This window comes from Bradyrhizobium monzae (assembly GCF_021458635.1).
Lineage (GTDB): Bacteria > Pseudomonadota > Alphaproteobacteria > Rhizobiales > Xanthobacteraceae > Bradyrhizobium.
Map to the genome: position 1 here is coordinate 360,598 of NZ_JAIRDQ010000003.1, position 21,737 is coordinate 382,334.

Sequence of the window (21,737 nt, forward strand, 5' to 3'; positions counted from 1 at the left end):
AATCGTCGACCCCGGATTTGTCGGAGAAAGTGAACCATGGGACTCATCGGGATATTGCTGGGCTTAGCCCTGCTCATGTGGCTCGCGTATCGGGGAGTGAGTGTTCTCCTGGTTTCTCCGATCGCAGCCCTCATCGCCGCCATTTTCTCAGGCGAACCTCTGCTCGCCCACTGGACGCAGACGTTCATGAGCGGGGCGGCGCGGTTCGTAGCGCAGTGGTTCCCCATGTTTATGCTCGGCGGGTTGTTCGGAAAGCTTATGGGCGACAGTGGTTCGATCAGCTCCATCGCGCACTATTTGACCAACAAGTTAGGCACCAAGCGCACGATGCTCGCGGTGGTGATCGCCTCGGCCCTTGTGACCTACGGTGGCGTAAGCGTGTTCGTGGCATTTTTTGTGCTGGTGCCCATGGCTCACGAGATGTTCCGGGCCGCGAACATCCCCCGACGGTTGCTCCCGGCAACCGTCGGCCTTGGTGCATTCACGTTCACCATGTCGGTGATGCCGGGAACCCCTTCGGTCAACAACGCCATTCCGATGCCGTACTTCGGCACCACCACCTTCGCGGCTCCCGGGCTGAGCATCATCGCGTCGGCTATCATCTTCGTCTTCGGCATGTGGTGGCTCGGTCGCGTTGAGGCGGCAGCGCGCAAGGCGGGTGAAGGTTACGGCGGCGAGGCGGAAGCTGCTCCCGTCGTCAGCGAGAAGGTTCGTCAGCAGGCCGCGTCGGCGCGCGACTTCGACCCGGCAGAGTTACCGCATGGCAAGCCGGCCGAGACCGGGCCTAGCTTCGCCGTTGCCGTGCTGCCCATCGTTGTCGTTATCGTCACGAATTTCCTGATGTCGCTTTTCATATTCCCGCGCCTCGATTTTTCGTTCCTGTCCGAGGACCAGTGGGGCGGCACGACGATTGCGGCCGTGTCCGGCGTCTGGTCAGTTGTCGTGGCCTTAGCGGCAGCAAACTTGACCGTTCTTCTCTTCAACCTTCGGCGCCTGCCAACCCTCCGCGAAAGTCTCGACGCCGGTGCGAATTCGGCAGCCCTGCCGATGCTGATGATTGCCAGCCTTGTGGGCTTCGGCGCGGTCGTGGCCGCGCTGCCGGCATTTGCGACAGTTCGTGACGCGGTGTTCGCGGTCTATGGAGGACCGCTGGTCTCGTTGGCCGTCTCCATGAATGTGCTGGCGGGGCTGACCGGCACTGCTTCCGGCGGTATGGCGATCGTGCTCAATGCATTTGGCGACGACTTTATGCGTCTGGCCGCCGAACATCACATCAGCCACGAATTGATGCATCGTATAACAACGATGAGCGCAGGCACGCTGGATGCCCTTCCCCACAACGGCACGGTGTTGCTGCTATTAAAGATAAGTGGCCTCACTCATCGTGAAAGCTATTTCGACATGGTGATGACCGTAATCGTAAGTTGCATTATCGCACTTGTTGCTGTCCTGATACTGGGTTCGGTTTTTGGATCGTTTTGATGGCCGATTCATTGCCGGATCGCGCAACCACCGTTTACTGTTCGCTCAGGAGTTTGACGAGCGGGCACCGACAAAGCCTCAGCGATTCGACCTTGAGATACTGCGCTTCCGCCCAAAGGTGAGGCGCGCGACCGATGTCTGACTCGTAACGAGACCGCAGCGTTGCGTTGGCATTGTCGGCGGCATCGTGAGCAGCAGACGATACACTCGGGAGCGTCGAAGGGCGGCCCGGTCGCCACGAACCGAAGGCCTCTGCGTCATATCGTTCGGTCTATCCTGATCGGCCTATACACCGGCACTCGCGCAGGCGCGATCGCGTCGGCGTCGCCATATGCGATAATTGGGCGCTCTTACGTGGATATGGTACGCGGCAGTTTTTATCGTAAGGCCATTGGCAAGCGCACGACCAAGAAGCGTCAGACGCCAGCCCCCATACCGCCGCGGCTGCTCGCCCACCTTCGACGCTGGTGGAACCGTAAACTGATCGCCGAATGCTTCGTGGAGTTCAACGGCAAGCCGGTCGACTCGGTGAAAAAGGGCTTCAAGACCGCTGTGGGGCTTGCTGGGCTACCGCGACATGGCTCATTCAGCATGGTGTGCCGATCTGGGAGGCGGCAGGGTTCCTGGGCATGTCTCCCGAGGTCCTGCAGGACACCTACGGCCACCACCACCCCGATTTTCCAAGGGGCGGCCACGGCCATCGGTCAAAAAGGCCGGTATGTTTCGGTGGTTGAAACGGTGGTTGACTCGGGAAAGACCAAAGATCAGAAGGAAAAACCTAATGATTTCTGGTCGGAGTGGCAGGATTCGAACCTGCGACCCCTGCGTCCCGAACGCAGTGCTCTACCGGGCTGAGCCACACTCCGACAAGAGGCCGGCTTATAGCGTCGGGTGTGACGCACCGCAAGCGGCCGAGCTGAGGAATTTTGTCCCTGTGAAAACGGGTCTTGAAACGTCGATTTTACCGGCCGGCCAGGCCGGCGCGGAGGCTGCGGCCCGGATTTTGGCCGCTGGCGGGCTGGTCGCGTTCCCGACCGAGACGGTCTACGGGCTCGGCGCGGACGCGGCGAACGCGACCGCGATCGCCCATCTCTACGCCGCCAAGGGGCGGCCGGCCTTCAATCCGCTGATCGCCCATGTCGCCGACCTCGCCGCCGCGCGCCGGATCGGGCGGTTCGATCCGCGCGCCTCGAGGCTTGCCGAGGCGTTCTGGCCGGGGCCGCTGACGCTGGTGGTGCCGAAGACGGATGATTGCCCGGTGGCCGATCTCGCCACGGCAGGCCTCGACACCGTCGCGATCCGCATTCCCGCCCACCCGGTGGCCGAAGCCATTTTGCGCGCCTTTGGCGGGGCCGTGGTGGCACCGTCGGCCAACATCTCCGGCCATGTCTCGCCGACGCTGGCGGCCCATGTGGAGAGCGATCTTGCGGGGCGGATCGACCTGATCGTGGACGGAGGACCGGTCGCAGTCGGCGTCGAATCGACCATCGTCGGCTGCTTCGAGGCGCCGATTCTGCTGCGCCCCGGCGGGCTGTCACGCGAACGCATTGAGGCCGTGCTCGGCATGCCCCTGGTGCGACCGCCCGTGCAGAACGAGAGCGACGACAGCCAGCCGCTGGCGCCGGGCATGATGGCCTCGCACTACGCGCCGCGCGCCAATGTGCGGCTCGATGCGCGCGACGTGGCGCCGGGCGAAGCGCTGCTGGCGTTCGGGCCTGTGCGCCTGCCCGGCCTGGAGGTCGCTGCCGCTGTCATGAATTTGTCGGCCACGGCTGATCTCGATGAAGCGGCCGCCAATCTGTTCGGCTATCTTCGCGCTCTTGACGCGAAGGCGCCGAACGCGATCGCCGTGATGACAATCCCGGAAGAAGGTTTGGGCGAAGCGATCAATGACCGGCTGCGCCGGGCCTCCGTGGCGAGATGAGAGCGAAGTAGAGACGAGACAATGAATATCAATCAATCCGCCACCCCGCCGCTTGCGCCCGAGCTGATCGACCAATTCCGCAGAATCGTCGGCGACAAGCACGCGATCACCGATGCAGCCGACATCCAGGCTTACGTCACCGAGGAGCGCAATCTGTTCCTCGGCCGCTCGCCGCTGGTGCTGCGACCGGGCTCGACGGCGGAAGTGTCTGCGATCTGCAAGCTCGCCTCCGCACACAAGATCGCGCTGGTGCCGCAGGGCGGCAACACCGGCCTCGTCGGCGGCCAGACGCCGCATAACGGCGAGGTCGTGGTGTCGCTACGCCGGCTCGACAAGATCCGCGAGGTCGACACGGCCTCCAACACCATGACCTGCGAGGCCGGCGTGGTGCTGCAGATAGCGCAGCAGAAGGCGTCCGACGTGGACCGGCTGTTTCCGCTGTCGTTGGGTGCGGAAGGAAGCTGCACCATTGGCGGCAATCTCTCGACCAATGCCGGCGGCACCGCCGCGCTCGCCTATGGCGTGGCGCGCGAGATGGCGCTGGGGTTGGAAGTGGTGCTCGCCGACGGGCGCGTGCTCAACGTGTTGTCGAAGCTGAAAAAGGACAACACCGGCTACAATCTGCACAACCTCTTCATCGGCGCCGAAGGCACGCTCGGCATCATCACGGCGGCGACGCTCAAACTGTTTCCGAAGCCGCGGGCGGTCGAGACCGCCTATGTCGGGCTGAAATCGCCGGCGGCGGCGCTAGAACTGCTGACGATCGCGCAAAGCGAAGCCGCCAATGCGCTGACGAGCTTCGAGCTGCTGTCGGAGATGGCGGTGGATTTCTCGGTCCGCCACGGCATCGACGTGCGTGATCCCCTTGCCGAGAAGCATCCCTGGTACGTGCTGATGGAATTGTCCTCGCCGGGCGACGACGCCCGCACGCCGCTGGAGACGATCCTGGCCCGCGCCATGGAGGAGGAGATCGTCGACGACGCCGTGATCGCGGCCAACCTCACCCAGCGCGGTAATTTCTGGAAGCTGCGCGAAGAAATGTCGTCGGCGCAGAAGCCCGAAGGCGGCTCGATCAAGCACGACATCTCCGTTCCCGTAGCCGCCGTGCCTGCCTTCATCACGGAGGCGAATGCAGCCGTGGTAAAACTGATCCCCGGCGCGCGGCCGGTGCCGTTCGGCCATCTCGGCGACGGCAATCTGCACTACAATGTCAGCCAGCCGATCGGGGCCAACACCGCGGATTACCTCGCGCGCTGGCACGAGATGAACGCGGTCGTGTTCGAGATCGTGCTCCGCATGGGCGGCTCGATCTCGGCCGAACACGGCATCGGCGTGCTGAAGCGCGACGAGCTCCCGGACGTGAAGGACAAGACCGCGATCGAGCTGATGCGCGCGATCAAGGCGATGCTAGATCCGCACGGCATCATGAATCCGGGGAAGGTGCTGTGAGCGCTCTTGCGATTGACGCGATTGGGGATGCCGATGTCGAGAACGTCGTGGCGCTGTGGCAGCGCTGCGGCCTGACGCGGCCGTGGAACGATCCGCATGCCGACATTGCGCTGGCGCGGCGGCGGGAGAATTCTGCCGTGCTGGTCGGCCGCGATGGCGGCGCGATCGTTGCAACCGTCATGGTCGGCCATGACGGCCATCGCGGCTGGGTCTATTACGTCGCGGTTGATCCCGATATCCGCAAACGCGGCTTCGGCCGTGTCATCATGGCGGCGGCCGAGGACTGGCTGCGGCAGGCTGGCATCGCTAAGCTGCAGCTTCTCGTGCGCCGCGAGAATGCGCAGGCGAATGCGTTCTACCAGTCGCTCGGCTTCGAGGAATCGACCTCGGTGATGTTCCAGAAGTGGCTCGACGGTCGCGAACAGCCTCGTTAGCTCTCACCCGGAAGACAGCAATGACCATTTCCGACCGCGTCCGCATCAAGGACGTCCGCGTGCTCTCGAACGGCTGGACCACGCTGAAGGCCACGACGTTCGAGTACCGCCGCGGCAATGGCGAATGGCAGACACAGACGCGCGAGACCTATGAGCGCGACAACGCCGCTGCCGTGCTGCCTTACAATCGCGCACAGCGCAGCGTGATCCTGGTGCGCCAGTTCCGCCTGCCGGCCTTCATCCGTGGCTATGACGATCTCCTGATCGAGGCGGCCGCAGGCGTGCTGGATGACGCTTCGCCCGAGGTGCGCATCCGCGCCGAAGCCGAGGAAGAAACCGGCTATCGCCTGCACGACGTCCACAAGGTGTTCGAGGCGTTCATGAGCCCGGGCGCCATCACCGAAAAACTGCATTTCTTCGTCGCCGAATACGAGCCGGGGATGCGGGTGAGCGCCGGCGGAGGGCTCGAACACGAGGGCGAGGACATCGAGGTGCTGGAGCTCGGCATCGACGAGGCGCTGGCGATGATCGCCGACGGCCGCATCATCGACGCCAAGGCGATCATGCTGCTGCAATACGCCGCGCTGCATATTTTCCGCTAGCCCCGCCCGAGCGGCAATTCTGGCCTGCGCGGCCGTGGCGCCTGTTGAGCAAACCGCAGACTATCTCTAGTCTGCCTCTCAACAAGAACCAGGAGACGCGCCCATGTCCGCTCCGCGCGACGACGAATTCGGCTTTGCGCCCGACTATGATTCCCCGGTCCCCTATATGCAGCGCACCCGGGACTATTACACCGCGATCGGCTACACCACGGCGTATCGCTGGGCGCATTACACCGAGGCGCCGTTTCAGCCGCTGAAGAAGCCGCTGGCGCAATCGCGGGTGACGATCATCACGACGGCGGCACCCTACGATCCGACCAAGGGCGATCAGGGACCGGGCGCGGCGTATAATGGGAGCGCGAAATTCTATCAGGTCTATGACGGCGATACCTCGCAGCCACACGATCTGCGCATTTCGCATATCGGCTACGACCGCAAGCACACCACGGCCACCGACAACGGCACCTGGTTTCCGCTGCCGCAGCTCCTGAAGGCGCACGCGGCGGGCCGGATCGGCGAGGTGGCACCGCGCTTCTTCGGCGCGCCGACCAATCGTAGCCATCGCGTCACGCTGGACACCGACGCGCCGGAGATTCTGGCGCGCTGCATTGCCGACCAGGTCGACGTTGCCGTGCTGGTGCCGAACTGCCCGGTCTGCCATCAAACGACGGCGTTGGTGGCGCGACATCTCGAGGCCAACGGCATTCCGACCGTGATCATGGGCTGCGCCAAGGACATCATCGAGCACGCCGCTGTGCCACGCTTTTTGTTCTCGGACTTCCCGCTCGGCAATTCCGCCGGCAAGCCGCATGACATTGCGTCGCAAGCGCAGACGCTGGAGCTGGCGCTGAAAGTACTGGAGACCGCGAGCGGCCCGCAGACCACGATGCAGTCGCCGCTGCGCTGGAGCGAAGACGCCTCCTGGAAGCTCGACTACAACAACGTCGCGCAACTGAGCCCCGAAGAGCTCGCGCGCCGCCGCGCCGAATTCGACAAGCAGAAGGAGATCGCGCGCGGCAACCGCGCCGCCTGACGTCCTCCGATAAAATAAACAACGAGGGGAGAGAAGCGTGACGCGACCGTTCGAGGGCGTGAAGATCCTGGACTTCACGCAAGTGCTGGCCGGTCCTTATGCAAGTTACCAGCTTGCGTTGTTGGGCGCAGATGTCATCAAGGTCGAGCGGCGCGAGGGCGAGGACATGCGCCGCACGCCGCTGTCGCGCGAATGGGCCGAGCGGGGGCTGGCGCCCGCCTTCCAGGCCATCAACGGCAACAAGCGCAGCCTGACGCTGGATCTGCAGAAGCCGGATGCGATCGCGATCGTGAAGAAGCTGGCGAGCCAGGTCGACGTCGTCATGGAGAATTTCCGGCCGGGCGTGATGGACAAGCTCGGCATCGGCTACGAGGCGCTGTCCGCGATCAATCCGAAGCTGATCTATTGCGCGGTATCAGGTTTTGGCCAGACCGGTCCGGATCGGTTGCGGCCAGGCTATGACGGCAAGATGCAGGCGCTGTCGGGCATCATGGCGATCACTGGCCATCCCCAAACAGGGCCGACGCGCGCGGGTTTTGCGGTGTGCGACGTGCTCTCGGGCGCTACGGCCGCCTTTGGCGTGTCGAGCGCACTCTACCAGCGCGACCGCACCGGCAAAGGCCAACTCATCGACGTCTCCATGCTGGAGGCGACGATGGCATTTCTCTCCGGCCAGATCGCGGACTGGTCCGTCGCCGGCCATCGCCAGCAGCTTTCGGGCAACCAGGCCGTCAGCCGCAGGACCACGGCGAATTTGTTCAAATGCGGCGACGGCCACATCCTGCTCGCCGTCAACAACGAAAAGCAATACCGCGCGCTGATGGCCGCGCTCGGCCGCGAGGACACGCTGAACGATCCGCGCTTCGCCGACTGGTTTTCGCGCAACGAGAACGAGCCTGCGCTGCGCGCCATCATCGAGGAGGCGCTCGCGAAGCGGCCGGCACGGGAATGGGAGACCTTACTGGAAGACGCCGGCGCGCCCTGCGCCAGCATCTGGAAGGTCGAGGAGGTCATCGACCATCCGCAGATTGCCGCGCGAGGCGCCATTCAAGAGTTGGATACGCCCTACGGCCGCCTGCGCTTTGCCGGCAGCGGATTCAAGCTCGCGCATGGCGGCGGCAAGCTCGATCGCATGGCGCCGGAGCTTGGCGCGGATACGGATGCGGTGCTGGGCGAGCTGGGGTTTGATACGGCGGAGATCGCCGCGCTGAGGGCAAGGGAGATTGTTTAAGATTCCGCTGCCGGGTGGGCAAAGGCGCGACGCGCCGTGCCCACCACCTCTCTCGATCGCGAAAAATGCGTGGGCACGCTTGCGCTTTGCCCACCCTACGGCAGCGCAGCTAGAACAATGACCCCTGCTCGTCATCCACCGAACCGGACGCAACCTTCCGCACGGCCTTCCTGGGCTTCACCGCCTCGGCCTCCGCCTCCATCTCCTCCGCGCTGATCGGCAAGAGCAGCTGCTCGTCGTCATTGGCGACGCGGTTGACGCGAGTGGAGACCGGGTGCCAGACGAATTCGCCGCGGCGCGGGGCCGTCATCAGCGGCAGGATCGCATCGACCTCGTCACCGCGGCAATCGAGCCAGCGCTCGAAATCGCGCGGACTGATCGTCACCGGCACACGGTCATGCAGCGCGGCCAGATCCTCGCCGGCCGCCGCCGTGACGATCGCCACCGTGTCGAGCTCCTCGCCGTTCGGCCCGATCCAGGTCTCGAACACAGCGGCGAAGCCGAGCGGCGCACCGTCGGCATGATGGATGAAGAACGGCTGCTTGCGGCCGTCGATCGCCTTCCATTCGTAATAGCCGTCGGCCGGGATCAGCCCGCGCCGCCGGCGAATCGCTCTCTTGAAGGCCGGCTTCTCCAGCACGGTCTCGCGGCGCGCATTGATCAGGAGCGTAAAGCCTTTGGGGTCCTTGACCCAACCCGGCAGCAGACCCCAGCGCATCAGACGAAAATGGCGCGCACCGTTCTCGACAAACACGACCGGAATCGGTTGCGTCGGCGCGACATTGTACCGGGACGGGAAATTCGGCTGCTCGATATAGCCGAACAGTTGCCGCAAGGCCGCGGGGGCCGAAGTTATGACGAAGCGTCCACACATCAGAGCGACTATATAGGGTCCGTTCAGGTCCTTTTAACCCCGAACGTCAAGACTGCGGCAGATGAGCTCAACGGCCTCCCAACCCGCGACGCGCGCACAGACGGGCCCCGAGGCCGCGGCCTGGACCGAGCGGCTGCGCTTGGCCAACATCAACCCGCGGACCGGACTTGCCACCGACTATCTCAACCATTTCAATGAAGCCGTGATGCTTCTGGAAATGATTCCGGACATGCCGGAATGCGCCGAGGACTTTTTGACCTGGTCGCCGCTGTCCTATGCCGAGCATTTTACCGCCTCGAACTTCAAGGCACGGGATCTGGCAATCGAAGCCTATGAGAAAGCCGAGCCGAACGTGCGGACCCAGTTCGACCACATCACCGATACCATGACCTCGATTCTGACCGCGGTCGGCTCGGCCATGCGCGAGGTCGAGAACGACATCACCCGCGTCCGCCTCGCCGAGCAGGCCACCCTCTGGGTCAAACCGCTGATCGCGGCCTGCGGCGGCATCATCAACGGCGGCGCGGAAGCCGACGTCGACACCATCATGGCGAATTGAGCCGTGGCGTCCGTCAGCCAGCCCACTCATCCCCAGATCGCGGTCAGCGCCGCGATTTTCCGCGACGGCAGGGTGCTGCTGACCCGCCGTGCCCGCTCGCCCGCCAAGGGGTTCTATTCGCTGCCCGGCGGCCGGGTCGAATTCGGCGAATCACTGCACCAGGCGCTGAGCCGCGAGGTCGACGAGGAAACCGGGCTGCAAATCGAGATCGTCAGCCTTGCCGGCTGGCGCGAGGTGCTACCGGCCGCACCCGGTGCCGGCCATTATTTGATCATGTCGTTTGCCGCCCGCTGGGTGGCCAGGGAACCCGCCCTGAACGACGAGCTCGACGATTACCGCTGGATCGCCCCAGACGCCCTGGGGAGCCTCGGCGACCTCAAGCTGACCGGGGGGCTGGAGGGGATCATCCAGTCCGCCCAGCGGCTGATTAGCCCCTGAGGATCCCGCCTTGCGTCATCAGCCCTGAGGGGGCATACAGCCCGCCGATGTCGACGCGATTTCTGGTCATTTTTGTCCTGATCCTCGCTTGCGCTTCCGCGCCCGCCCGGGCCCAGGACGTGGCGGCGCCGTTCGACGCCGATTTGCAGCGGCTGGCCGAGATCCTCGGCGGCCTGCACTATCTGCGCGGCATCTGCGGCACCAACGAGGGCAACAAATGGCGCAGCGAGATGCAGGCGCTGATCGATGCTGAAACCCCTTCAGGCGAGCGCCGCACCCGCATGATCGCAGGCTTCAACCGCGGCTATAACGGCTTCCAGCAGACCTACCGGAGCTGCACGCCGGCGGCGACGGTGGCGATCCGCCGCTACGTCGAGGAAGGCTCGAAGATCTCGCGGGATCTCACGGCGCGCTACGCAAACTGAGCTCGCGGGAACTCTGTCATCGACTTTGTTCACAGCCGTTAACCGTTCTTAAAGATGTGGCCTAGCGGTCGTTAATGCGCGTGCTACACCTCTTGCACAGCGCATCGCCGTGGATCGCGCCCCAGCCCTGATTGAGATTCATGAGCCAGCCGATTTCCTACGCCCCCGCCCGCGCGCCGCTGCCCGATCACGAGCAGAAACAAGCCGCACTGAGCTATCTCAACGAGGCCTGGGCCGAAGCGCGCCATGACGGCGTCGACGGCGATTGCCTGGCGCAGGCGAGCCTGTTTGCAGCGCTCGCCGAGCTCGTCGGCACCTATGGCGAGGACGCGGTAGCGAAATTCGTCGAGGGTTTTCCCGCCCGCATCCGCAACGGCGAATTCTCGGTCTGCCTCGCGAGGCAGTGAGTCCCTCTTCGAAAATGCCCCGCCGCACGGGCGAGGCATTCATCAAGGCCCGACCTTGAGCGTCGCTTTCATATTGGGATGATAGCGGCAGTAATAATCGACCGTTCCCGCCTCCTTCAGAACCAACGTCGCCGCCTTCTTAGGCGGCAGCGTCACGTCGAAATCGCCGTTGTTCGCGGTGGCAGTGTGGGCAAAGACGTCCTTGTTGATCCATGTGACGGTGTCGCCGACCTTCGCCGACACCTCAGCCGGTGAGATCACGAGATTCTCCATTGTGATCTCGATCGTCGCGGCGCGCGCCGGGACGAGCATCGCTGCGAAGACAAGCGCCACAGCGATCGAACATAGCCGCCCCGACATCATCGCAAGCTCCCTATTTCAGCTCGGCCGCGACGTGCTCGGCATGCTGCTGATGACCCTGAAAGATCTTCAGGCCGGTCTGCAACAGGCTCTTCAGCTCGGCATTGCTCGCGGACGGAATGAGCTGGGTCTCCAGCGCGCCGTTGACCGCCTTGTGATAGGCGACCTCGTTGGCGACATAGGCCTTGTCGAACGCAGCGCCGTCCAGCTTGTCGAGCTCGGCCAGCTTGTCGCTCGCCTGCTTCGACAGCGCCTTGCTGGTGTCGTTATCCTCCGGCGTGACGTTCAGCTTCTTGACCAGCGCCAGCGCCTGCTTGTTGACCGCCTCGTGGTCGCGCAGCATGTCCTCGGCAAACGCCTTGACGTCCTTGTTCTTGGCTTTCTTCTGCGCCTGTTTCGCGGCGTTGATGTCGATCACGCCCGCGGTGTAGGCGATGTGGGCGATCTGCGGATCGGTGAGCTTGTTGGCAGCGCGCGCGCCTTGCAGCAGCACGGGGCTGGACAACAGAAAGGCAGCGGCGATCGCCGCGCTCCAACGAACGAACATGGTTTGACACTCCTGTGCTGCCGGACGGTTTATCCGGCGTTGCTTCACAGGAATTGGATGGGAGTTTCGCGCAAACGTTCCCGAAAAACTTCAGCCTCCGATTCCGAGGCGCTTCAACACAGCCTCCGTCAGGCGCTCGCAGCGCCAGCCGGCAAACGGGAACGCGTCCATCATCACCGGGCCGATCTCCTTCTCGACATTCTCGCGCAGCATGGCGCGGGCACGATGCAGCCGGGTCTTCACGGTTTCGGGCTTCACGCCGAGCAGATCGGCGGTCTCCTCGATGTTCATGCCCTCCATGACGCGCGCGACGAAGACCATGCGGAAGACATCCGGCAACTCGTCGATGGCGCGTTCGACGACGCGCTGGATTTCACGTTGGGCCATGGTCCTTTCCGGATCGCCTGCGGGAGAAACGGGAAATTTGATGATCTGCGCCTCGAGCGCGGCTTCGGGCACCGAACCGAGCTCGACATGCGGCTTGGCGCTGCGCGCCCGGCCAAGCGCCTCGTTGATGGCGATGCGGGATAGCCAGGTCGACAGCCCGGACTCGCCCCTGAAGCCGTCGAGATGAGTAAAGGCGCGGACATAAGTCTCTTGCACCACGTCCTCGGCTTCGCTGTCGTTGCGCAGAATGCCGCGCGCCAGGCGGTAGAGCCGGCGGTTATTTGCCTGCATGATCTCGCGGAGCGCAGCCTCGTCACGGCCTCGCGCGCGGTCGATCAGCTCGGCTTCCGATGTTCTGGCGCCGGCGGACAGACCGGCTGCGGTTCGTTGCATGGCGGTCACCTGCTCGTTTCCGTTCGTTCCAGATATTGGATGCAGGCTGGGAGAAAAGGTTCCCGGATTTCTTGCCCGCTTAATCCGTCTCGATCGGCAGCGCCGGGTCCCTCGCCCACTCGCCCATGGAGGCATCGTAGAGCGTCAGCCTGTCGTAGCCGAGCTGCGTCAGCAGAAACAAATCAATCGTCGCCGAGATGCCGCCGCCGCAATACAGGATCACGTTCTTGTCGGGCGTGACACCTTGGGCTGCGAATTTCGCCTCGGCATCCGCAAGCGAGGTCAGGGTCTTGTCGGCATTCACGAGCGTTGCAGCCGACACGTTGACGCTGCCGGGCACGCGGCCGGGGCGACCGTAGCGGCTTGGCTCTAGGCCCTTGTGAAATTGCGGCCCGAGCGCGTTGACGGTGACGGAGGAGGGATCGCCGATATGTGCCTCGACGGTATTCTTGTCGACGAAGAACCCCGCGCGCGGGGTCGCCTTGAAGGTCGTCGCCGGATAGCCCTTCGGGGCGCCGGTCTCGACGGGCCGCCCCTCTTGCTTCCATTTGTCGAAGCCGCCGTCGAGCACCTGTGCGTCGACGCCGAGCGAGCGCAGCATCCACCAGAACCGCGTCGACCACATCATGGTGCCGATGCTGTAGAGCACGATGGTCTTGCCGGCATCCGCACCGTGGCGACCGAAGGCGGCCTCCAGCTGGGCCACGCCAGGCATCATGAAGAATTGCTGCGCCGAGGCGTCGGAGAATTCGCCCTGCAGGTCGAGGAAATCGGCGCCCGGGATGTGGCCGGCCGCGAACGTCTTGTCGCCGGGAACGGCGCGATACGGCACGTCGCTGCCGGGTGGGACCGGCTCGTTGTAGGTCGTGCAATCGTAAAGGCGGAGATTGGGGTCGCCGAGGATGGTGGCGAGCTGCTCGGCGGTGATGAGGGCCGTGGGCTGGGACATCGGACTGCACTCCCGTTCGAGAGGAAGTGTAGCTCCCTCCCCTCCTCATTGCGAGCGCAGCGAAGCAATCCAGACCGTCGCCTCGCAATGACGAGGTTGCGGCGCCCTACTGCTTCAGCGTCTCCAGAAACCGCACCGGCTCGCCCTGCGACGGCGTCACGAGTTCGCCCTGCCACATCACGCGGCGACCGCGGATGAAGGTGCCGACGGGCCAGCCGGTGACGCGGACGCCGTCATAGGGTGTCCAGCCGGCTTTCGACGCCACCCATTTGTTGGTGATGGTCTCGCTGCGCTTCAGATCGACGATCGTGAAATCGGCATCGTAACCGGCGGCGATGCGGCCCTTGCAGGCCATGTTGTAGAGGCGCGCCGGGCCGGCGCTGGTGAGATCGACGAACCTTGCGAGCGAAAGCCGGCCGGCGTTGACATGGTCGAGCATCAGCGGCACCAGCGTCTGCACACCGGTCATGCCGGAGGGCGAGGCCGGATAGGTCTTCTGCTTCTCTTCCAGCGTATGCGGGGCGTGATCGGAGCCGAGCACGTCGATGATGCCCTGCTCGATGCCGCGCCAGATGCCGGCGCGGTGATCGGCGCCGCGCACCGGCGGGTTCATCTGCGCCAGCGTGCCGAGCCGCTCGTAGCATTCGGGCGCAATCAGCGTGAGATGATGCGGCGTCGCCTCGCAGGACGCGACATCCTTGTGGTCGCGCAGATACTCGATCTCTTCCTTGGTCGAGATGTGCAGGACGTGGATGCGCTTGCCGGTCTCATGCGCGAGCTTGACCAGGCGCTGTGTTGCCATTAGTGCCGCGGTCTCGTCGCGCCAGACCGGATGCGAACGCGGGTCGCCCTCGATGCGGAGCGACTTGCGGTCGTTGAGGCGATACTCGTCCTCGGCATGGAACGCCGCGCGGCGGCAGATCACCTGAAAGATGCGGCGCAGGCTCTCGTCGTCCTCCACCAGCAGCGCGCCGGTCGAGGAGCCGATGAACACTTTCACGCCGGCACAGCCGGGCGCGCGCTCGAGCACGGGCAGATCCTGCACGTTCTCGCGGGTGCCGCCGATGAAGAAGGCGAAATCGCAATGCATGCGGTGGTGCGCGCGCTTCACCTTGTCGGTGAAAGTCGCCTCCGTCACCGTGAGCGGCGACGTGTTCGGCATCTCGAACACGGCGGTGACGCCGCCCATCACGGCGCTGCGCGAGCCGGTCTCGAGGTCTTCCTTCTGCTCCAGCCCGGGCTCGCGGAAATGCACCTGCGTGTCCATCACGCCGGGCAGGATGTGAAGGCCCTTGCAGTCGATCACCTCGGCGGCGGAGCCCTGCGACAATGGCCCCAGCTCGGCGATGCGACCATTGGTGATGCCGATATCACGAACAGCCTCGCCGTCCTGGTTGACGACGGTGCCGCCTTTGACGATCACATCGAAACGCTGGGTCATGGCTGGAGGCCTCTCTCATCCCCAAGCGCAGGGCTCGAGGTCTTGTCGTTTATGCCTTGCGGGCTTACGTTCCGGACCACCATGTCGCAAGAGATTTTCGCATGAAAGCAGCGTTTCTTCCCGACCGGAGCGTGATCAAGGTCGCGGGCGAGGAGGCACGCAACTTCCTCAATGGCCTCATCACGACCGACGTCGACAGGCTCAAGCCGGGCCTGGGGCGATTCGGTGCGCTGCTGACGCCGCAGGGCAAGATCATCGTGGATTTCCTGATCACGGAGGCGCCTGCCGGCCACGGCGGCGGGTTCCTGATCGACTGCCCGAAACCGCTGGCCGAGGGGCTCGCCACCAAGCTGAAATTCTACAAGCTGCGCGCCAAGGTGACGGTGGACAACCTCTCCGACGATCTCGGCGTGCTCGCAGCCTGGGACGGCCGGTTGGCGGCTCAGCCGGATCTCTCCTTTGCCGATCCACGCAATGAGCATCTCGGCACGCGCATCCTGATCCCCGAGGACCTCAAGCAAAAGCTCTCCGACCTGATCGGCGCCGAGCTGGTCGATGCCGCCGACTACGAGGCGCATCGCATCGCACTCGGCGTGCCGCGCGGCGGGCTCGATTTCATGTACAGCGACGCGTTCCCGCACGAGACCAATATGGACCGCCTCGCCGGCGTCGATTTCGACAAGGGCTGCTATGTCGGCCAGGAGGTCGTCTCGCGCATGCAGCATCGCGGCACCGCGCGCACCCGCAGCGTGAAGGTGCTGATCGAGGACGCCTCGCCCGAGGCTGGCGTCAGTGTCATGGCCGGTGACAAACCCGTCGGCACCATGGGCTCGTCGGCGCAAGGCAAGGGCATTGCTCTGGTGCGCATCGACCGCGTTGCGGACGCGCTCGATGCCGGCCAGCCACTCACCGCTGGCGGTCTCGTGTTGAAGCTGGCAGAACCCGATGTCGTCCGCATTCCCGCAAAGCAGCCCATCGCATGAGCCGCGCTCCCCGCCTGCATCCCGACGGAAAGACCCGGTGCCCCTGGCCGGGCGAAGATCCGCTCTATGTCGCCTATCACGACACCGAATGGGGCGTGCCCGAATATGACGACCGCGCGCTTTACGAAAAGCTGATCCTCGACGGTTTTCAGGCCGGCCTCTCCTGGATCACGATTTTGCGGAAGCGCGACAATTTCCGCAAGGCGTTCGACGATTTCCAGCCGGAGAAGATCGCGCGCTATAACGACAAGAAGGTGCATGCGCTGATGAACGACGCCGGCATCGTGCGCAACCGCGCCAAGATCGACGGCGCGATCCTCAGCGCAAAATCCTACCTCGACATCATGGAGAAGGGACCGGGCTTTTCGAAGCTGCTCTGGGACTTCGTGGACGGCCGCCCCAAGGTCAACAACTTCAAGACCACCGCGAGCGTGCCGGCCTCGACACCCTTGTCGGTGCAGGTCTCCAAGGAGCTGTCCTCGCGCGGCTTCAAGTTCGTCGGCCCGACCATTGTCTATGCCTTCATGGAGGCAACCGGCATAGTCAACGACCATCTCGTCGATTGCCACTGCCACGCAAGCTGCAGCAAGTTGCAGCGCAAGCCGCGCCTCAAGGCCAAATGACGGCCAAGAAGACCGCACGCGACGTAGAATCCCGCGCCTGGCAGCGCATGCTGTCGGGCCGGCGGCTCGATCTGCTCGACCCCTCCCCGCTCGATGTCGAGATCGGCGACATCGCGCATGGGCTCGCGCGCGTCGCCCGCTGGAACGGACAGACCACAGGGGCACATATCTTCTCGGTCGCGCAGCACACGCTGCTGGTGGAGACCGTGCTGCGGCACGAGATGCCGCGCGTCGATGAGCGCATGCGGCTCGCAGCCCTGTTGCACGATGCGCCTGAATACGTGATTGGCGACATGATCTCGCCATTCAAGGCGGTGCTCGACGGCCACTACAAGGCCGTGGAGAAACGCCTGCTCGGCGCCATCCACATCCGCTTCGGCCTGCCGCCGGTGCTGCCCGATGAGATCACGCTGGCCATCAAGGCCGCCGATCGCGGCGCGGCCTATCTGGAGGCGACCGAGCTCGCAGGCTTCGGTGAGAGCGAGGCGAAGCGCCTGTTCGGGAGGGATCCCGGCCTCTCCGACAGCGTCCGGCGCGACTACCTGACGCCCTGGACGGCGGCGCGGGCCGAGAAGCAGTTTCTGGAGCGGTTCAACGCGGTGTTCGCGTAGCATCATCCCTTCGTAGGGTGGGCAAACGGAGCGTGCCCACCAAACTAGCCGCGATGTGCGCGGTGCGAAACGGTGGGCACGGCGCGATGCGCCTTTGCCCACCCTACGAGCGCTCGCTATAATCAGCGGCAAAAAGGTCCGCCATGATCCACGTCTGTTCGCTCGCCGCCCTTCCCGAAACCGTCCGCCGCACCGGGGCCAGCCATGTGCTGACCGTGATGGCCAATGTCGAGCAGGTGGCGCGGCCGGTGTCGGTGCTCCCCGCCAATCATCTCAAGGTGTCGATGGACGACATCACCGAGGAGATGGATGGCTTTGTCGCCCCCTCCGAGGCGCATATCGACCAGGTGCTGAATTTCGTCCGCGGCTGGGACCGCGGCGCGCCGCTGGTGGTGCATTGCTATGCCGGCATCAGCCGCTCCACGGCGAGCGCGTTCGCCGCCGTCTGCGCGCTCAATCCCGATCGTGACGAGGTCGAGATCGCGAAGAAGATTCGTGCGGCCTCGCCGATCGCTTCGCCGAACCGGCGCATCGTCGGTCTCGCCGACCGTGCGCTCGGGCGCAACGGCCGCATGCTGCGCGCGCTCGACGAGATGGGCCCGGGCGAGTTGCTGGTCGAGGGCCGCCCCTTCGTGATCGAGCTCGAATGAGACGAGAGTCGCATAGTCGCCGCGACGGGACTGCGCTCCCTCTCCCGCTTGCGGGAGAGGGTTGGGGAGAGGGTATCTCCGCATCGGGACACGCCCCTAGAGGAGAAAGCCCTCACCCGGCGCTGCGCGCCGACCTCTCCCGCAAGCGGGAGAGATCGCAGCCGGCCCGTGGCGAGACCATCTCCATCAACCTTCTCACAACACCTGCGATCGTCACCGGATGAGCGACAAGCTGCTGACTCCGATCGAGATCGGCTTGACCGCCGCGATCGTCGCGATCGAAGATCACGAGCCATTGGTCCTGACGGCGCGCGGCGGCGACGGCTTGACCGGCCTGCCGTTCGGCCCATTCGATGCGCCGAGCCATCGCACCTTCGAGATCGGCCTGCGCGCCTGGGTCGAGCAACAGGCGAGCTTGCGGCTCGGCTATGTCGAGCAGCTCTACACTTTTGGCGATCGGGGCCGTCATGCGGAGGCCGGCGACACCGGCGCCCATATGGTGTCGATCGGCTATCTCGCACTGACGCGCACTGCCGAGGGCGCCGCGAACGCGGCGAGCTTCGAGCCCTGGTATCGTTTCTTCCCCTGGGAAGACTGGCGCGAGGCGCCGCCCGCGATCATCGCCCGTGACATCATCCCCGAGCTCAACAAATGGGCCGAGGGGGAGACGCCGGAGACCACGCGCGCATTGCCGCGAAAAGATCGCGTAAGGTTCTATTTCGGCCTGGAGGGTGCGGCCTGGGACGAGGAGCGCGTGCTCGACCGCTACGAGCTCCTGTACGAGGCCGGCCTCGTCGAGGAGGCGCGGCGCGACGGCCGGCCTGCGGCATTGGCGCGCAAGGCGCTTCCAGCGCTCGGCACCTCGATGCGGTTCGACCACCGCAGGATCCTCGCCACGGGAATCGCGCGGCTGCGCGCAAAGCTGAAGTATCGCCCTGTGGTGTTTGAACTTTTGCCCGCCGAGTTCACACTCACTGAGTTGCAGTACACGGTGGAGGCGATCTCCGGCCGCCATTTGCACAAGCAAAATTTCCGCCGTCTGGTCGAAACCGAAGCCCTGGTCGAACCGACCGGCGTGATGTCGACACAGACCGGCGGGAGACCGGCGGCGCTCTATCGCTTCCGCCGTGACGTGCTCCAGGAGCGGCCCGCGCCGGGCTTGCGCGTGCGCTCCCGGCGCTAGATCATTTGCGCGATCGGCCCCTGCGCGCCGGTTGCCTGGAGGCTTCATGTTCGACGACTGGTTTAACGACCTTGCGGTGATCGTTGCGATCATCGCGTTCCTGATCGCGATCAAGGCCTCCAGCCAGGCGACCGAGCTACGCCGGCGGCTGAGCTCGCTCGAAGCGATGCTGTACGCCCAGCGACAGGTGCAGGTGCAGCCGCCGCCGCTGATGCCTTTCCAGGAGCAAGGCTCGGCGCCCGCTGAAGCAACGCCGGAGCCCCCGCCCGTCGCGCCAGAGGCCGAACTCGCTCCGCCGCTCGTTGCTGATCTCGTGACGCCGCCCCCGCTCGACGCGAGTCTCTCAGCCGACGTGCCGCCGCCGCTGCCCGCGCCGCCGCCCGGCTTCGAGGAGCGGCTCGGCACGCGCTGGGTGGTATGGATCGGCGGGCTTGCGCTCGCGCTCGGCGGGTTCTTCATGGTGCGCTATTCGATCGAGGCCGGCCTGGTCGGCCCCGGCGTGCGGGTGTTCCTCGGCGGCCTGTTCGCAGCCGCGTTGCTGGGCGCCGGCGAATGGACGCGGCGCAAGGAGAGCATCTCGGCGATTGCGGCGCTGCCGATCGCCAACATCCCCGCGATCCTCACTGCGGCCGGAACGGCGGTGGCGTTCGCAACCGTGTATGCGGCCTACGCGCTCTATGACTTCCTGGTGCCCGCCACGGCCTTCGTGCTGCTCGGCCTCGTCGCGCTCGGCACCCTTGCCGCAGCGCTGCTGCACGGGCCGGCGCTCGCGGGCCTCGGCGTGGTCGGCGCTTTTGCGACGCCGGTGCTCGTCTCCAGCGGCAAGCCGGACTATTGGGCGCTCTATATCTATCTCGCCATCGTCACCGCCGCGAGCTTTGGCCTCGCCCGTATCAAGCTCTGGCGCTGGCTGGCCGTGACGACGATCGTCTTCGCCCTGCTCTGGATCTTCCCGGGGCTCGATACCGGTGCGTTGCAGGTCGCACCGCATGCCTTCCATGCCATCGCGGGCTTCGTGCTGGCGGCACTGCTCGTGGTCTGCGGCTTCATGTTCGGTCCGACCATCGAGGACGGACAGATCGAGCCGGTATCATCGAGCGCGCTGGGCGCCTATCTGTTCGGCGCGATGCTGATCGTGCTGTCGAGCGCCCATGCCGATCTCGCGCTGATCGCCTTCACGTTGCTTGTTGCGGCGACGCTGTCCATTGCCTGGCGCGCGGAGGCTGCCGTCGGCGCGCTGGGCGCTGCGGCTGCGACCGTGTTCATCGTGTTCGCCGAGTGGGCCGTGCGCGCCAATCCCGACATGCTGGTGCTGCCGGGCGGCCCGATGCCCGGCATCACGCCGACCGCCACCGACAGCGCGGTGACGCTGCACCTCGTGATGGCCGCGATCTTCGCCGCCGGCTTCGGCATCGCGGGCTTCTTCGCGCAAGGGCGCTCGAATTCGGCGATCATCCCCGTGGTGTGGTCGGCGGCGGGTGTCGCCACGCCGATCGCGATCCTGGTCGCGCTCTACGCCCGCATCGCCCATCTCGACCGCTCGATCCCATTCGCGATCCTCGCGGTGCTGCTGGCGGCCGCCTTTGGTGCCGCGACGGAAACGCTGACCCGCCGCGAAACCCGGCCGGGCCTTGCGATCTCGACGGCGCTGTTTGCGACCGGCACGCTCGGCGCGCTGGCGCTGGCGCTGACCTTCGCGCTGGAGAAGGGCTGGCTCACCATCGCGCTGGCGCTGATGTCGCTCGGCACCGCCTGGATTGCCATGCAGCGGCCGATCCCGTTCCTGCGCTGGCTCGCCGCCATCTTTGCCGGCATCGTCACCGCGCGCATTCTCTACGACCCCCGCATCGTCGGCGATGCCGTCGGCACCACGCCGATCTTCAACTGGCTGCTGTGGGGCTATGGTCTGCCGGCGGCCTCGTTCTGGGCGGCGAGCATGCTTCTGCGCCGCAGGGGTGACGACGCGCCGCTGCGCATGGTGGAGGCGGCCGCGATCCTGTTCACCGCCCTGCTCGCCTTCATGGAGGTTCGCCATCTTGCTACCGGCGGTGACATGATCGCGACGCCGTCACTGCTCGAAGCAGGCCTCCAGGTCTGCGTGTCATTGGCCATGGCGATTGGGCTCGAGCGATTGAGACTGCGCAGCCACAGCATCGTGCACAATGTCGGAGCCGTCGTGCTCACGGCAATCGCCGGCTTCGTCAGCGTGTTCGGTCTGCTGTTCCTGCAGAACCCGCTGATCTGGCGCATCGACGTCGGCGGCGCCGTGTTCAACCTGCTGTTGCTCTGCTACGCGCTGCCGGCGGTGCTGATGCTGCTGCTCGCCTATGCCGTGGTCGATGCACGCGGCAAGGTCTATGCGAATACGATTGCGGGCGCTGCGCTCGTGTTTGCGCTGTCGTACCTGACGCTGGAGATCCGCCGCTTCTATCACGGCCCGTTCCTCACCAGCGGCGAGACCACGGGGGCGGAGCAATACACCTATTCGATCGGCTGGCTCGCGTTCGGCGTCGTGCTGCTCGGCATCGGCATCACAGTCAATTCCGAGCGAGCGCGGCTGGCGTCGGCCGCCGTCATCGCGCTGACCATCCTGAAGGCGTTCGTGATCGACATGTCGACGCTGACGGGCATCTACCGCGCGCTGTCGTTCATGTGCCTTGGCATCGTGCTGGTCGCGATCGGCTGGCTGTACCAGCGCATCCTGTTCCGGCGGCAGGCTCCGCCGCCGGTTCCGCAGACAGGCAGTTGAGGG

General features: G+C 65.1%; 23 protein-coding genes and 1 tRNA gene. 17 read left to right on the forward strand and 7 right to left on the reverse strand.

Annotated elements, in window-relative coordinates; all coding sequences use genetic code 11:
* Positions 1 to 36: 36 nt before the first annotated feature.
* A complete protein-coding gene (locus K3F49_RS15240; protein WP_234681758.1) occupies positions 37 to 1,482 on the forward strand; it encodes a GntP family permease in 1,446 nt (481 codons plus the stop codon).
* 789 nt (positions 1,483 to 2,271) lie between these two features.
* Here K3F49_RS15240 and K3F49_RS15245 read toward each other — a convergent pair.
* Positions 2,272 to 2,348, reverse strand: a tRNA-Pro gene (locus K3F49_RS15245).
* Positions 2,349 to 2,416: 68 nt separating this feature from the next.
* Here K3F49_RS15245 and K3F49_RS15250 point away from each other — a divergent pair.
* The 6 genes from K3F49_RS15250 to K3F49_RS15275 all read left to right on the forward strand — a co-directional run bounded on the left by K3F49_RS15250 (position 2,417) and on the right by K3F49_RS15275 (position 8,155).
* Positions 2,417 to 3,406 carry an L-threonylcarbamoyladenylate synthase gene (locus K3F49_RS15250; protein ID WP_234681759.1) on the forward strand — a complete coding sequence of 330 codons (990 nt, stop codon included), beginning with the start codon at positions 2,417 to 2,419 and terminating at the stop codon, positions 3,404 to 3,406.
* A 21-nt stretch (positions 3,407 to 3,427) separates the two neighbouring features.
* Positions 3,428 to 4,855, forward strand: coding sequence for an FAD-binding oxidoreductase (locus K3F49_RS15255; protein ID WP_234681760.1), 1,428 nt, complete (start codon positions 3,428 to 3,430; stop codon positions 4,853 to 4,855).
* A complete protein-coding gene (locus K3F49_RS15260; RefSeq protein ID WP_234681761.1) occupies positions 4,852 to 5,289 on the forward strand; it encodes a GNAT family acetyltransferase in 438 nt (145 codons plus the stop codon). The genes K3F49_RS15255 and K3F49_RS15260 overlap by 4 nt, the downstream gene beginning before the upstream one ends.
* A gap of 20 nt (positions 5,290 to 5,309) precedes the next feature.
* Positions 5,310 to 5,891, forward strand: coding sequence for an NUDIX domain-containing protein (locus tag K3F49_RS15265; protein ID WP_234681762.1), 582 nt, complete (start codon positions 5,310 to 5,312; stop codon positions 5,889 to 5,891).
* A 103-nt stretch (positions 5,892 to 5,994) separates the two neighbouring features.
* A complete protein-coding gene (locus tag K3F49_RS15270; protein WP_234681763.1) occupies positions 5,995 to 6,924 on the forward strand; it encodes a glycine reductase in 930 nt (309 codons plus the stop codon).
* A gap of 37 nt (positions 6,925 to 6,961) precedes the next feature.
* Positions 6,962 to 8,155, forward strand: coding sequence for a CaiB/BaiF CoA transferase family protein (locus K3F49_RS15275; protein WP_234681764.1), 1,194 nt, complete (start codon positions 6,962 to 6,964; stop codon positions 8,153 to 8,155).
* A gap of 109 nt (positions 8,156 to 8,264) precedes the next feature.
* Here K3F49_RS15275 and K3F49_RS15280 read toward each other — a convergent pair whose 3' ends face one another.
* The gene (locus tag K3F49_RS15280; protein ID WP_234681765.1) at positions 8,265 to 9,029 is read right to left on the reverse strand and encodes an SOS response-associated peptidase; all 765 of its coding nucleotides are present in this window, start codon (positions 9,027 to 9,029) and stop codon (positions 8,265 to 8,267) included.
* Positions 9,030 to 9,090: 61 nt separating this feature from the next.
* Here K3F49_RS15280 and K3F49_RS15285 point away from each other — a divergent pair, with 61 nt between their 5' ends.
* The 4 genes from K3F49_RS15285 to K3F49_RS15300 all read left to right on the forward strand — a co-directional run bounded on the left by K3F49_RS15285 (position 9,091) and on the right by K3F49_RS15300 (position 10,858).
* Positions 9,091 to 9,588 (forward strand): hypothetical protein, encoded by a 498-nt coding sequence (locus K3F49_RS15285; RefSeq protein WP_234681766.1) that lies wholly within the window; start codon positions 9,091 to 9,093, stop codon positions 9,586 to 9,588.
* Between the two features lie 3 nt (positions 9,589 to 9,591).
* Complete coding sequence (locus K3F49_RS15290; protein WP_234681767.1) at positions 9,592 to 10,026, forward strand: NUDIX hydrolase; 435 nt, start codon at positions 9,592 to 9,594, stop codon at positions 10,024 to 10,026.
* A gap of 47 nt (positions 10,027 to 10,073) precedes the next feature.
* Positions 10,074 to 10,451, forward strand: coding sequence for a TIGR02301 family protein (locus K3F49_RS15295; protein ID WP_234681768.1), 378 nt, complete (start codon positions 10,074 to 10,076; stop codon positions 10,449 to 10,451).
* A gap of 140 nt (positions 10,452 to 10,591) precedes the next feature.
* Positions 10,592 to 10,858, forward strand: coding sequence for a hypothetical protein (locus K3F49_RS15300; RefSeq protein WP_092227477.1), 267 nt, complete (start codon positions 10,592 to 10,594; stop codon positions 10,856 to 10,858).
* A 42-nt stretch (positions 10,859 to 10,900) separates the two neighbouring features.
* On the opposite strand, the gene K3F49_RS15305 is transcribed toward K3F49_RS15300, so the two are convergent.
* The 5 genes from K3F49_RS15305 to K3F49_RS15325 all read right to left on the reverse strand — a co-directional run bounded on the left by K3F49_RS15305 (position 10,901) and on the right by K3F49_RS15325 (position 14,935).
* A complete protein-coding gene (locus K3F49_RS15305; protein WP_234681769.1) occupies positions 10,901 to 11,221 on the reverse strand; it encodes a cupredoxin domain-containing protein in 321 nt (106 codons plus the stop codon).
* A gap of 10 nt (positions 11,222 to 11,231) precedes the next feature.
* Positions 11,232 to 11,765, reverse strand: coding sequence for a DUF4142 domain-containing protein (locus tag K3F49_RS15310; protein WP_234681770.1), 534 nt, complete (start codon positions 11,763 to 11,765; stop codon positions 11,232 to 11,234).
* Between the two features lie 90 nt (positions 11,766 to 11,855).
* The gene (locus K3F49_RS15315) at positions 11,856 to 12,545 is read right to left on the reverse strand and encodes an RNA polymerase sigma factor (protein ID WP_234681771.1); all 690 of its coding nucleotides are present in this window, start codon (positions 12,543 to 12,545) and stop codon (positions 11,856 to 11,858) included.
* Between the two features lie 79 nt (positions 12,546 to 12,624).
* Positions 12,625 to 13,494 (reverse strand): sulfurtransferase, encoded by an 870-nt coding sequence (locus K3F49_RS15320; protein WP_234681772.1) that lies wholly within the window; start codon positions 13,492 to 13,494, stop codon positions 12,625 to 12,627.
* 106 nt (positions 13,495 to 13,600) lie between these two features.
* The gene (locus K3F49_RS15325) at positions 13,601 to 14,935 is read right to left on the reverse strand and encodes a dihydroorotase (protein ID WP_234681773.1); all 1,335 of its coding nucleotides are present in this window, start codon (positions 14,933 to 14,935) and stop codon (positions 13,601 to 13,603) included.
* A gap of 101 nt (positions 14,936 to 15,036) precedes the next feature.
* Between K3F49_RS15325 and ygfZ the strand changes: the two genes are divergently transcribed.
* The 6 genes from ygfZ to K3F49_RS15355 all read left to right on the forward strand — a co-directional run bounded on the left by ygfZ (position 15,037) and on the right by K3F49_RS15355 (position 21,734).
* On the forward strand, positions 15,037 to 15,918 hold the full coding sequence (ygfZ, locus tag K3F49_RS15330) for a CAF17-like 4Fe-4S cluster assembly/insertion protein YgfZ (protein WP_234681774.1): 882 nt from the start codon (positions 15,037 to 15,039) through the stop codon (positions 15,916 to 15,918).
* On the forward strand, positions 15,915 to 16,541 hold the full coding sequence (locus K3F49_RS15335; RefSeq protein WP_234681775.1) for a DNA-3-methyladenine glycosylase I: 627 nt from the start codon (positions 15,915 to 15,917) through the stop codon (positions 16,539 to 16,541). Before ygfZ ends, K3F49_RS15335 begins: the two co-directional genes overlap by 4 nt.
* Positions 16,538 to 17,152: an HD family hydrolase gene (locus K3F49_RS15340; protein ID WP_234681776.1), complete on the forward strand. Its 615-nt coding sequence runs from the start codon at positions 16,538 to 16,540 to the stop codon at positions 17,150 to 17,152. The genes K3F49_RS15335 and K3F49_RS15340 overlap by 4 nt, the downstream gene beginning before the upstream one ends.
* 143 nt (positions 17,153 to 17,295) lie before the next feature.
* Complete coding sequence (locus K3F49_RS15345) at positions 17,296 to 17,802, forward strand: tyrosine phosphatase family protein (RefSeq protein WP_234681777.1); 507 nt, start codon at positions 17,296 to 17,298, stop codon at positions 17,800 to 17,802.
* Between the two features lie 220 nt (positions 17,803 to 18,022).
* Positions 18,023 to 18,985, forward strand: a complete 963-nt coding sequence (locus K3F49_RS15350) for an NUDIX hydrolase (protein ID WP_234681778.1) — start codon at positions 18,023 to 18,025, stop codon at positions 18,983 to 18,985.
* Between the two features lie 46 nt (positions 18,986 to 19,031).
* Positions 19,032 to 21,734, forward strand: coding sequence for a DUF2339 domain-containing protein (locus K3F49_RS15355; RefSeq protein WP_234681779.1), 2,703 nt, complete (start codon positions 19,032 to 19,034; stop codon positions 21,732 to 21,734).
* Positions 21,735 to 21,737: the final 3 nt, after the last annotated feature.

Excerpts from the sequence above, each read along its gene's own strand:
- K3F49_RS15240 (WP_234681758.1), top strand. The coding sequence starts at position 37 with ATGGGACTCATCGGGATATTGCTGGGCTTAGCCCTGCTCATGTGGCTC.
- K3F49_RS15255 (WP_234681760.1), top strand. The coding sequence starts at position 3,428 with ATGAATATCAATCAATCCGCCACCCCGCCGCTTGCGCCCGAGCTGATC.
- K3F49_RS15265 (WP_234681762.1), top strand. The coding sequence starts at position 5,310 with ATGACCATTTCCGACCGCGTCCGCATCAAGGACGTCCGCGTGCTCTCG.
- K3F49_RS15270 (WP_234681763.1), top strand. The coding sequence starts at position 5,995 with ATGTCCGCTCCGCGCGACGACGAATTCGGCTTTGCGCCCGACTATGAT.
- K3F49_RS15280 (WP_234681765.1), bottom strand. The coding sequence starts at position 9,029 with ATGTGTGGACGCTTCGTCATAACTTCGGCCCCCGCGGCCTTGCGGCAA.
- K3F49_RS15285 (WP_234681766.1), top strand. The coding sequence starts at position 9,091 with ATGAGCTCAACGGCCTCCCAACCCGCGACGCGCGCACAGACGGGCCCC.
- K3F49_RS15295 (WP_234681768.1), top strand. The coding sequence starts at position 10,074 with ATGTCGACGCGATTTCTGGTCATTTTTGTCCTGATCCTCGCTTGCGCT.
- K3F49_RS15300 (WP_092227477.1), top strand. The coding sequence starts at position 10,592 with ATGAGCCAGCCGATTTCCTACGCCCCCGCCCGCGCGCCGCTGCCCGAT.
- K3F49_RS15305 (WP_234681769.1), bottom strand. The coding sequence starts at position 11,221 with ATGATGTCGGGGCGGCTATGTTCGATCGCTGTGGCGCTTGTCTTCGCA.
- K3F49_RS15310 (WP_234681770.1), bottom strand. The coding sequence starts at position 11,765 with ATGTTCGTTCGTTGGAGCGCGGCGATCGCCGCTGCCTTTCTGTTGTCC.
- K3F49_RS15315 (WP_234681771.1), bottom strand. The coding sequence starts at position 12,545 with ATGCAACGAACCGCAGCCGGTCTGTCCGCCGGCGCCAGAACATCGGAA.
- K3F49_RS15320 (WP_234681772.1), bottom strand. The coding sequence starts at position 13,494 with ATGTCCCAGCCCACGGCCCTCATCACCGCCGAGCAGCTCGCCACCATC.
- K3F49_RS15325 (WP_234681773.1), bottom strand. The coding sequence starts at position 14,935 with ATGACCCAGCGTTTCGATGTGATCGTCAAAGGCGGCACCGTCGTCAAC.
- ygfZ (WP_234681774.1), top strand. The coding sequence starts at position 15,037 with ATGAAAGCAGCGTTTCTTCCCGACCGGAGCGTGATCAAGGTCGCGGGC.
- K3F49_RS15335 (WP_234681775.1), top strand. The coding sequence starts at position 15,915 with ATGAGCCGCGCTCCCCGCCTGCATCCCGACGGAAAGACCCGGTGCCCC.
- K3F49_RS15340 (WP_234681776.1), top strand. The coding sequence starts at position 16,538 with ATGACGGCCAAGAAGACCGCACGCGACGTAGAATCCCGCGCCTGGCAG.
- K3F49_RS15345 (WP_234681777.1), top strand. The coding sequence starts at position 17,296 with ATGATCCACGTCTGTTCGCTCGCCGCCCTTCCCGAAACCGTCCGCCGC.
- K3F49_RS15350 (WP_234681778.1), top strand. The coding sequence starts at position 18,023 with ATGAGCGACAAGCTGCTGACTCCGATCGAGATCGGCTTGACCGCCGCG.
- K3F49_RS15355 (WP_234681779.1), top strand. The coding sequence starts at position 19,032 with ATGTTCGACGACTGGTTTAACGACCTTGCGGTGATCGTTGCGATCATC.